This is a genomic window from Imhoffiella purpurea (assembly GCF_000585215.1).
GTDB lineage: Bacteria > Pseudomonadota > Gammaproteobacteria > Chromatiales > Chromatiaceae > Imhoffiella > Imhoffiella purpurea.
On the sequence record NZ_AONC01000083.1, the window covers coordinates 1 to 10,277 of the forward strand.

The 10,277-nt window shown below is 62.8% G+C and carries 11 protein-coding genes; 1 reads left to right on the top strand and 10 read right to left on the bottom strand.

Features of this window, described 5'->3' with window-relative positions; all coding sequences use genetic code 11:
- Positions 1 to 148: 148 nt before the first annotated feature.
- From D779_RS19875 to D779_RS19885, 3 genes are all read right to left on the bottom strand, one after another.
- A complete protein-coding gene (locus tag D779_RS19875) occupies positions 149 to 1,159 on the bottom strand; it encodes a hypothetical protein (RefSeq protein WP_043757846.1) in 1,011 nt (336 codons plus the stop codon).
- A gap of 243 nt (positions 1,160 to 1,402) precedes the next feature.
- The gene (locus tag D779_RS19880; RefSeq protein WP_043757848.1) at positions 1,403 to 3,406 is read right to left on the bottom strand and encodes a TonB-dependent receptor plug domain-containing protein; all 2,004 of its coding nucleotides are present in this window, start codon (positions 3,404 to 3,406) and stop codon (positions 1,403 to 1,405) included.
- Positions 3,407 to 3,596: 190 nt separating this feature from the next.
- The gene (locus tag D779_RS19885) at positions 3,597 to 4,460 is read right to left on the bottom strand and encodes a damage-control phosphatase ARMT1 family protein (protein WP_043757849.1); all 864 of its coding nucleotides are present in this window, start codon (positions 4,458 to 4,460) and stop codon (positions 3,597 to 3,599) included.
- A gap of 174 nt (positions 4,461 to 4,634) precedes the next feature.
- Here D779_RS19885 and D779_RS19890 point away from each other — a divergent pair, with 174 nt between their 5' ends.
- The gene (locus tag D779_RS19890; protein ID WP_043757852.1) at positions 4,635 to 5,327 is read left to right on the top strand and encodes a type 1 glutamine amidotransferase; all 693 of its coding nucleotides are present in this window, start codon (positions 4,635 to 4,637) and stop codon (positions 5,325 to 5,327) included.
- Between the two features lie 371 nt (positions 5,328 to 5,698).
- On the opposite strand, the gene D779_RS19895 is transcribed toward D779_RS19890, so the two are convergent.
- The 7 genes from D779_RS19895 to D779_RS23235 form a co-directional block, all read right to left on the bottom strand.
- Positions 5,699 to 6,325, bottom strand: a complete 627-nt coding sequence (locus D779_RS19895; protein ID WP_043757865.1) for a V-type ATP synthase subunit D — start codon at positions 6,323 to 6,325, stop codon at positions 5,699 to 5,701.
- Positions 6,310 to 6,615, bottom strand: a complete 306-nt coding sequence (locus D779_RS19900) for a YkgJ family cysteine cluster protein (RefSeq protein WP_043757854.1) — start codon at positions 6,613 to 6,615, stop codon at positions 6,310 to 6,312. Before D779_RS19900 ends, D779_RS19895 begins: the two co-directional genes overlap by 16 nt.
- A complete protein-coding gene (locus D779_RS19905) occupies positions 6,602 to 7,981 on the bottom strand; it encodes a V-type ATP synthase subunit B (RefSeq protein WP_043757856.1) in 1,380 nt (459 codons plus the stop codon). The genes D779_RS19900 and D779_RS19905 overlap by 14 nt, the downstream gene beginning before the upstream one ends.
- Positions 7,978 to 8,433, bottom strand: a complete 456-nt coding sequence (locus D779_RS19910; protein ID WP_043757858.1) for a Uma2 family endonuclease — start codon at positions 8,431 to 8,433, stop codon at positions 7,978 to 7,980. The genes D779_RS19905 and D779_RS19910 overlap by 4 nt, the downstream gene beginning before the upstream one ends.
- Before the next feature lie 19 nt (positions 8,434 to 8,452).
- Positions 8,453 to 8,974, bottom strand: coding sequence for a DUF6398 domain-containing protein (locus tag D779_RS19915; RefSeq protein WP_043757861.1), 522 nt, complete (start codon positions 8,972 to 8,974; stop codon positions 8,453 to 8,455).
- A 112-nt stretch (positions 8,975 to 9,086) separates the two neighbouring features.
- A complete protein-coding gene (locus D779_RS19920; RefSeq protein WP_043757867.1) occupies positions 9,087 to 9,617 on the bottom strand; it encodes a GNAT family N-acetyltransferase in 531 nt (176 codons plus the stop codon).
- Between the two features lie 76 nt (positions 9,618 to 9,693).
- Positions 9,694 to 10,116, bottom strand: a complete 423-nt coding sequence (locus D779_RS23235) for an excalibur calcium-binding domain-containing protein (protein WP_198295759.1) — start codon at positions 10,114 to 10,116, stop codon at positions 9,694 to 9,696.
- Between the last annotated feature and the right edge of the window lie 161 nt (positions 10,117 to 10,277).

The window sequence follows — 10,277 nt, forward strand, 5'->3', positions numbered from 1 at the left end:
CTGGCGTCGTTTAGGTCGTGGTTTTGACTTTGCCATAGCGGAGCCCGTCTGTCTTCACGTCCCCAAGGGAGGAGGAGGGTCTGAACGCTTACATCCGCTCGCCTGTGGCGGGGAACGCAGGCGTGCCCTGCCGGTATCGCCGATCCCGTCAGCGCGTCGCCCGGAAATAGCGATCCGCCGCGGTCAGGAAGTCCTCGGGCGGGGGCAGTTCGACCGGATCGAACCTCAGCAGCAACAGAATGCTGCGGTGGCCTTGGGCGTCGTTCAGCTCGCGCAGGATGATGCGACGTCCGGAGGGGTCGCGTGGGTGCCGCTCGATGTTCATGGCGTCCAGGTGGAGACTGATGTCGCGGCTCCAGAGCTGACGCCGGGCGTCGGTCAAGACCTCGCAGACCATCTCCAGGTGGATTTCCAGAACCCTTTCATCGGTGCCCAGGGCATGCAATTGCTCGGTGATGCGGTCGAGGTCTCGACTCAATGCCTCTCGATTCGGCGGCGCATCCGGAGAATCGAAGCTCAGGTCCCCGTGCTCCAGGGCGCTCAGCTTGCGGCGCAGCAGGTCGCGCTGTCGCGTCAGGTCGGCGCGTTCCGTTTCCGCAGAGGCCAGGCGACCCAGGGCGAGCGTTACCAGATGGTCGAAGGTTCGCTGTTTGAGCAGGCACCGGGTCTCCTCCTCGCCGGCCGCCAGATCGGAGAGACGGTGCCCGACGAAATTGACGAGGGTCTGAGGGACGTCGCGACGCATCTGACCGTCCACGATATCCCTTCCCAGCACCTGTCTTTCGCTCATCTCGGCCCTGAGCAGCGCCGTGAGCTCGCCGACGTGGAATCGATGGCCCGCGAGGAAGCCGCGGAACGTCAAATCCCGGCCCAGATCCTCCAGCATGGTTTCGGGCGAGGCGAATAGAGCGGCGAGCTGCCGCTCTTCCAGATAGCTCTCGCGCGAGACGGTGAGCGGCGGGGGGAGATCGTCCACCAGAGCGACGGCGTGGTCGAGCGCGCCGACGACGGGAGCGAGCAGACGTTTGCGATAGCCTGGCAGCAATCGCAGGCGCGAGTCCGTTCCCTTCACGACCCGCTCGATCGCTTCCTCGATGCGCGATTTGGGATAGCGTCCGCCGAGGTCCTCGTCGGCGCTGAATAGGGATTTGAAGAACATCCTGGATGAAGAGTCCTTGATGAGTGTCGAGATGTAGGACGTCCGTTGGGGATGAGGCTTCCGAGGGTCCGCGATGGCGGTGATCGCTGCTCGCATCGCGCGCGGTCGGATCCAGTCCAGCCTCGAACACTAGACATCGGGTCGTCACAATTCAATCTAAACCGCTCGATGGCGGCCGCAATGCTGACGTCGGATCGGATACCCGACGGCTCGCCGTCCCGGAGGCGCTCGTCGCAGCCGGCGTCAATCCCATTCATAGGAGATCTGAGCCCACCAAAGGCGCTCGTCGTTGAGCGGATAATCGTCCCTATAGGTCAGCTTGGGTGCCGGCGAGGCGATACGCGCCTGAAGCATATTGGTGACCCCGGCCCGCAACGTCAGGCCGTCGAAGCCGATATCGAACCAATTGGCGGTCAGCGAGATGTCGTGGTAGCCGTCCAAGGATTCATGACGCGGATCGTCGGCCGCACGGTCCCGATCGCCGACGAAGCGCCAGTGGGTCGTGATCAGCCAGTCGGGGCGCGGACGGTAGAACAGACCCAGATTCCCCAGCCAGGTCGCGGCGCCCGGTATGGGGCCACGGGTGTCCTGATTCAGGGTATCCGTGTAGCTGAGATTGGTCATCACCTTCCAGCGGGCGCCGAAGGATTGCTCCCATTCCAATTCGACGCCTTGCACGCGTGCCGAGCCGCGATTGGTCCAACCACCGTTTTCCAGAACGACCAGATCGCGCAGTTCCGAATAATAGAGCGTGGTGCGAATACTCTTGCTGGAACGGCGGAAGATATAGCCGAATTCGCCGGTGCGGATGGTTTGTGCCGTATCCGGAAACTCTTGACTGGGCACCACCGATTGACCGTTCACTTGCAACAAGGTCGGCGGAAAGAAGGCGTCGGCGATCTGGACCTTGAATAGATGCTCGTCGTTGAGGCGCCAGACGGCGGCCAGACGTGGCGAGACATTTTCGCCGACATCGCTGTAGCGGTCGTAGCGCAAGCCCGCCGTCAGATCCAGATGTCTCGTCACCGTCCATTGATCCTGGATGGCGACGCTGCGAATGTCGCGGTGAGCCCGGGTATCGACATAATTCAGCGCCCCCTTATAAACCTGCATGTAGGGCAGCGGTTGCAGCCTCTTTACATCGCCATTGAGCGCCCACCATGCCTCGGTCAGATCGACGGAGGCGGCGCTGAATTCCGCCCGCCAATGGTGGTTCCGCCAGCCGGACCATTCCAGCGAGGCGGTCGCTTGCGTGCGTCGGCTCCCGATTTTGAGCTCCTGAAACAATCCATAGGGGTTGGGTACGCCTCCATCCAAGGGATAGGGGGTACCTGGAGGATAAACCTCTTGATCGAAGTGGAATGTCCCTTCGGAATATAAGAGCTGGAGCTCGGCGAGCCAATCCTCGGTGAAGTCGATGCGTTGCGACGCTTGCAAGGCCCAAGACACGGTTTCCGCGAAATCGTGTCCGTCCCGAGCCACCGGCAGGGCATTGACGGCGCCCTGGAATACCCCGTCGATTTCCCGCTGGTAATAGCCGGTCAGCGAAAAATCTCCGGCCTGCAGCGCTATCTGTGCGAATTGATGTTCTTGACGATCGTCGATGGGCCCCGGCGCGCGCGAAATATCTCCGAGTCCAGCGATGTAGAGGACGTCGGGACCCGCTTCGACGTCGGTTCCCGGCGTGTCCCAACCCGACAGGTTGGCGGTGAGCCGCCAATCGCTGTCTGGATCCTCGACATGAAAAGTCCCCCCCGCCTCCCGGCCGCCGTTGCTGTCCAGGCGCACATGGACGCCCCGATCCTGGCGGGTGATGACGTTGATCACGCCGACGAAGGCGAATTCGCCGTGGACCGCCGAGCCAGGTCCTCGAATGATTTCGATGCGCTCGATCTGTTCGATCGGGATGGGCGCGATCATCGCCTTCCCGTCGTAGGCGTGATTCAGCGGGATCGAATCGAGCAACATCTTGATGTTGCCGTTGCCGTGCTCCAAACCGCGAATGGAGATGCGGCTGGCGCCGAAGTCGCTCCGGTTGACCTGAATGCCTGGAACGAGGGTCAGTGCCTCGCCGACCGTGCGCATCCCCAGCGCGAGCAGTTCCTCGCGATGCAGCACGCTGAGAATGCCGGGTACATAATCGGCGTTCAGGTGCGTTTTGGTCGCCAGCTTGGTCACCTCGTCGAGCGTGTCCATGAGCATGCTGAGTGTCTGCTGGTCCTGGTCGGCGAGTCTTGGCGAGGTCAAGAAAACTTGGTGCTCAGACGCCGCGTCGGCCACCGCGGAACCAGCGATGCAGAGCCAGGGTATGACGATGAAGAGGAGTCGATAAGCTGTCTGAGTCATCTCTTAACCCCGCCCAGAGCGGAACGCGTCGACGCCGAGGACTGGTCTCATGCGGAAGCGGTCGTGGCAAGTCCGAGGCCCCAATCATCCGCTACGCCTTGGCGTTTTGAAAACCCCTGGGCGGCTTCAGAATGATAGCCCCCTGTTTCACGCCCAGTTCGTCGGCGATCATGCCGCACTTGGCCTGCAGCAGGAAAAATATCGGGGCGCTCGAGTCGCTGAGGGTTTCAAAGTTGGCCTGGCCCTTGGCAATGATCAGCCCGGCGGCGTCGAAACGCCTGCGGAACGCGTCCGGGCAGCGTGTCAGCAGGGTGCCCGGCGCCTCGGTGCCGTTGTCGATGATCTCGGCGACCGCTTCCAGTCCGGCCTCCAGCGCATCCTCGCGCGTTGCGTCGTTGATGATGGGCGACGCCTTGACGACATAGGTGACGGGCTTGTCCAGGTGCTCGATGAGCACGCGGTCGAAGACCGTCTCGCCCGCGTTGTCGCCCAGATAGAGGACGGAGTCGACCCTATCCAATGCCTCGCGCAGCGCCTGCATGCCGTCGATGGCGAACGGCTGGTCGAGCACCCGCTCCAGCGTGGCCTCCAGGGCGAAGGACTCGGCCACCCCGTGATCGATGATGTTGCCGGCGATGGCGATGCGCACCGCGGTCTCCAGCGGGTCGCCGGATCTGTCGACCCGCTCGCGCAGCGAGGGGAGCAGGGCGAGCGACTGCCGGGTGGCATCGCCCTTGGCATCGCGATAGGGATCCGCGTGCCCCGTCCGTTCGCGGACCATGCGATGGATCGTCTCGGCCATGACCGGCGGCGTGGCGTCCGCCGGTAACGACCTGATCCGGTCCATGGTGTCCAGCTGGATGCGATATTGCTGCTCGGGCGAGGCCCCGGCCCGCCGGGCGGCGCTCAGCGCCTGTCTCAGAAAACAGGAATAGCAGTCGAGATAGATCTTCATGTGGATTCCGGAGAATATGAACCGCAAAGGAACGAAGGGCGCAAAGGGGCAGAGGCTTATAGAGCTTCCAGACTAAAGGGATGGGCGGACAGCTGGAAGCGGAACGCTTGCTTCGCGCTCTTTGCGCGGTTCCAATTTCAAAACCGCTAGTATGTATGATTCAGGAGGTGATGAGTGCGTAACCACGCTTTGATGCATGTCCCCTTCGAGGGACCGGCCGGGATCGGCGTCTGGTCCGGCCAGCACGGTCATTCCATGACCCTGACACGGCTCTATGCCGGTGAGACGCCTCCGGGACAGGACGACTTCGACCGGCTCTTCGTCATGGGCGGCCCCATGGGCATCTATGACGAGCAGGAGCACCCCTGGCTCGTCCCTGAGAAGCGCTTCATCGCCGAGACCATCGCCGCCGGCAAGACGGTGGTCGGCGTCTGTCTCGGCGCCCAGCTGATCGCCGACGTGCTGGGCGCGCGGGTTCGCCGCAATCCGCAGAAGGAGATCGGCTGGTTTCCCATCGAGCTGAGCGAATCGGCGTGCGAGTCGGCGATCACCGGCTTCCTGCCGCCGAGCCTGGAGGTCTTCCACTGGCACGGCGATACCTTCGACCTGCCCGAGGGCGCGGTCCATCTCGCCTCCAGCGACGCCTGCCGGAACCAGGCATATCTCTACGAGGGCAGGGTGCTCGGGCTCCAGTTCCACATCGAATCGACCCCCAAGAGCGTGACCGACATCGTCGCCAACTGTGCCGACGAACTGGTCCCGGCCGAGCGCATCCAGACCGCCGAGCGTATCCTGTCCGCGACGGCCGAGGACTACGCGCGCATCAACAGCGCGCTCTTCGGCATCCTCGACCGGTTGCCCGGCTAAGGTACATGGCGAAGGGCGCCACTCCCGAAAGCTGAAGCGGGTAGGTTGGGCCGACGATAGGAGGCCCAACACGCGACGTCTCGTTGGGCCTCGTACCTCGGCCCAACCTACGAACCGGCTGTTTCAGGGGCGTTACCGCCATCGACATTTGGGAAGCCGCGTAGGGCGCAATAGCGATAGCGTATTGCGCCGCATGACAAGCCGCGCCGAGGCTTTGGTCACGCCAGTCACTCGCATACGGCGCAATACGGCCTCCTCGAGATCGAACCACGGCAGTCCATGACGCCCTCGTCAAAGCGCAATGCGAAACAGCGACCAAGTACCGACGGCCTATTGCGCCCTACCCGACAGGGTGCTGGTGCCATCGATCATCATCTCACCTCCGCCTTCTGCCTCAGCAGCTTGACCTGGAACAGCGTATTGCGCTCCTCCTCTTCGAGCGACGACTGGATGAAATGGATGGTGCGCCGGTAGCGGGGGATGATGTTGTACTTGAGCGCGTTGACCCGCTTCTGGGCCTTGCGCTGTTCCTCCAGCAGGCGATGGAGCGCGATCTCGACCTCGGCCAGGCGGGCCAGGATGACGGCGGCGTCGGCGAGGTTGTCGCGGCTGCTGTCGAAGCTGGCGTCGGTCCCCATCAGGCCGACCGGGGTCAGTGGGATGCGCTCGCTAGTCACGGACGGATACTCCACGCCCAGCGCCCGGCGCGGCAGGATGTCCACCTTCAGCGCCGGCTGCGCGCCCAGCGCCGCCTGGCGGACGCCCCGGCTGCCCATGCGCAGATGGGTGATGCTCAGACAGCGGTAGGCCTGGGCCAGCTTTTCCTCCGCCGAGGCTCGCAGTTCCCGGTATTCCCCGATCCGCTCGTAGACCAGCCGCGTCAGCAGCTCGCGCTTGCGCTCCAGCAGGTCGTGTCCGTCTTCCAGAAATCGGACCTGCTTCTTGAGCCGGAGCAGTGTGTTCTTGGTCGGTGGAACCTTGATCAGCTGTTGGGCCATGCGGCCTCCCATTCGGCGAGACACTCGGGTCCGCCCATCTCGAACTCGCGGCACAGCAGCGGCCGCCGGTCGTAGATGCGGCACAGCAGGGTGTCGCGGTCGAGCGCGGCGCACCAGCCGTCGTCGAGCCGCCGCATGGTGACGGATCCCCAGGCGTCGACCGTGGTGAAGTGGTCCGGCACGCCGGTGTCGGTCAGACACATGACCTCCAGACGGCAGCAGGCGGCCGCGCAGCTCTCGCAGGTGACCCTTCCTGGCGGGGCCGGCTTCAGGGGATCAGTCTCGCTCATGGTAGTACTTGGCCAGGTCGGTTTCCTTCATCCGGGTCAGCATGTCGCGCGGGAAGGCGCTCATCAGGTCCCAGGCCAGGTTCAGGGTCGCCTCGATCGAGCGGTCCTCGGCCTCGCCCTGGCCGACGAAGGTCCGGTCGAAGGCATCGGCGAAGCTCAGATAGCGCCGGTCGCGCTCGGAGAGCTCGTCCGCGCCGATGATGGAGGCCAGGTTGCGGGTCTCCTGGGCACGGGCATAGAGGGCATAGAGCTGGGCGGCGACGCGCGGATGGTCCTCGCGGGTGTCGTCCTTGCCGATGCCGTCCTTCATGAGACGCGAGAGGCTCGGCGAGATGTGCACCGGCGGATAGACGCCCTGGTTGTGCAGCTCGCGCGAGAGCACGATCTGGCCCTCTGTGATGTATCCGGTCAGGTCCGGGATGGGGTGGGTGATGTCGTCCGAGGGCATGGAGACCACGGGCATCATGGTGATGGAGCCGTGACGCTCGTGGATGCGGCCGCAGCGCTCGTAGATCTCGGCCAGGTCGGAATAGAGATAGCCCGGATAGCCCTTGCGCGCCGGCACGTCGCCCTTGGCGGTCGCGACCTCGCGCAGGGCCTCGGCATAGTTGGTCATGTCGGTCAGCACCACCAGCACGTGACGGTCGAGATCGTAGGCCAGGTACTCGGCCGCGGTCAGGGCGGTGCGGGGGAGGGTGAGGCGCTCCACCGGCGGGTCGTCGGCCAGGTTGACGAACATGACCACGTTGCGCAGCACGCCCGAGTTGGCGAACTCGTCGCGGAAGAACTTGGCGTCGGCGTAGGAGACGCCCATGGCCGCGAAGACGACCGAGAAGCTGGAACTCTCGTCGACCAGCCTGGCCTGGCGCACGATTTGGGCCGCGAGCCGATTGTGCGGCAGGCCCGAGCCCGAGAAGATCGGCAGTTTCTGACCACGCACCAGGCTGTTGAGCCCGTCGATGGTCGAGACGCCGGTCTGGATGAACTCGCGCGGATAGGTGCGGGCGGCCGGATTGATCGCCGATCCGCCCACCGGACGCCGCAGCCCCGAGAGCACCGGCGGACGTCCGTCGCGCGGCTCGCCGAGCCCGTTGAACTCGCGCCCCAGGATCTCGGGCGAGAGTGCGATCTCCACCGGCTCGTCGAGGAAGCGGACCCAGGTGTTGTCCAGATCCAGGTCGTCCGTGCCCTCGAAGACCAGGATCAGTACCTCGTCGTCCGCCGCGCGGATGACCTGACCGTTGCGGATCTGGCCCGAATGGTCCTCGATCCGCACCCGGTCGCCGAAGGCCACGCTCGGGGTGTTTCGGACCACCAGGAGGCCGCCCCTGGCTTCGATGGCGGTGCGGTATTCCTTGATGCTCATGATTCGAGCTCCAGACTCTTGGGCAATTCGCCCTCATGGGAATGGAAGGCGATCCGGCCCGTTTCGTCGACGATCCAGACCTCGCTCGCCCCGCTGGCCAGATAGAGGGCGATCTTCTCGTCCATCTCGCCCTTGGAATTGGACGGGGAGGTGATCTCGACGCAGATCTCGGGCGCGCGGCTGTAGGGCGTCTCGAAGCCGTGCCGGGCGATGAATGCCTCCGAGGCCCAGGCGATGTCCGCGACCTTGACCCCGTCGGTCGTCTGGATCGAGCACTCCATGATGATGGTGCCGCTCCGCTTGTGCCGATCGATCCGTCGCCCGATCTCGTACTGGAGACGCCCGTGATTGTTGCTCGCGGGGCTCATGAGGATCTTTCCCCATTTGTTGAGCTCGATCTTGAATGGGAGATTCTTCAGCAGCGGGTCGTTGATGACGCTTGCCCAGTCCATGATTCTGTCCCTCCGCGACTCAGATCTGGTCGTCGGGTTCGGCGTCTGGGATATAGGGAATCAGGCCCTTCTGATAGGCGAGTTCCTGAACCTCGTACGGCATGGTGCGGATATCCACGATCAGACCGTTGACCTGGACCATCCAGGCGACCCGGCTCGATTTCAGTCTGGCCGGCAGCATCCACTCGTGGCCGAACTGGCTCATGCCCAGGAGATCGCGGATTTCCTTCGATTTGTTCGGGCCCGTCGAGGATCCGACACCGAAATACTCATAGATCAGAGGCGCCTTGCAGTGCGGTTTCTGGGATTTGTCGAAGAGGAAGTTGACCGTTCCGACCGCATGGACGACACCCGCCGCCCAGGTGGCTTCCTTGCCTCGCGTCAAGGGTGAGGGGCGCTTGCGGCTCAGGGCGGCGATCGCCAAGCGGATCAGCTGTTTGTAGTCCTCATCGAGATAGGCATCGCAGAATGCATCCGTCGCCTTGGTCAGGCTGTCGTATTTTTCCTGCATTTGGGCTGGAACGCGGTTGGACTGTTTCATCTGAGGCTGTCTAGGGACGTGTCTTGGTGGGTCTGAGGAGCTGACCGGTCATGATATTCCTATTCGCCGTCCATGAAAGGTCTCGCGTCTCCAGATCGCGCCCGGTGGGCCTTCAGGTGTTCTTCCGGTTTGCGCCGCTGGAGTGCGGGTCCGCAACGCCGGTCAGCCATTTGTACATGACCAGGGCATCGATATAGCCCAGACTCGGATGATCGAACGCCTTGGGCAGACGTCCGACGGTCTCGAACCCGAGCCGGCTCCAGAGCCGGATCGCGCCCAGATTGCTGGACGCGACGAAATTGAACTGCATCGCCTTGTAGCCCACCTCGATCGCGATCCGTTGCGAGTGCTCGCACATGGCCGTCGCCAGACCCTGACCGCGGGCGGCCGAGGAGACCATGTAGCCGCAATTGCAGACATGGCTGCCGGGTCCGGCCTGATTCGTCTTGATGTAATAGGTGCCGGCAATCCCCTCGTCCGTCTCGGCGACGAATGTCTTGCGGGGCAGTCGCATCCACAGCCGTTCCGCCTCTTCCTTCGAGGTCTCGCGCGGATAGGCGTAGGTCTCCCCGGCCGAGGCGATCTCCCGGAAGATCGGCCAGAGCGCCTCGAAATCGGTGGTTGTCGCTTCTCGAATCTGCATCGTCTCGATCAATGTGCTTTGGGTTTCAGGGTACGAGGATCATTTCACGATGCAGATGGCTGATTCGCGAGCTGTTTTAATTGCACCATTGCCTTTCGCAAGGGATTCCATCATTGTTGCCGTCCATTTTTGTTCCTGGGCAATTTCTCAAAAAGAATACAGCCTCCTCGCATGAGGTCATTTGAGAGCAATAGACTCTGCCATCGCATCGATAATTTTGAGAGGCAGCTTCTCGTTGATAAGGGCCTTGTCCGTCGTTGCGAGAGGATAGGCTGTCGACGATCGTCAACGAACCATCGACCGGTTCTGTCTTCTCGCATACAACTCCTTCAGGTACGATTCCGTATAGCACGCTGCCATCTTCGGTGATGCATTTTGTTGCCGCACTCGAAAAGCCATTCGAAGAGTGTTGAAGAAAAGGAAGCTTGTTTTGTTCGTATAGATTGTATCCATACCATCCGCCGCCTATGAGGGCGGCGATTAGGAGTATATTTTTCATATCCTGTCTATCTCACGGTACCGAAGGGCATACTCACACGACGCCTGGAAAAGATACACCCGAGCCGACTAAATAAAACGGGTAATCCCCCGGCTTTGCCGGGGTGACAGTAGCAGTTTGACATTTCCGGGAGTCCATCGGGGACACTCCGCAGCGTGAGC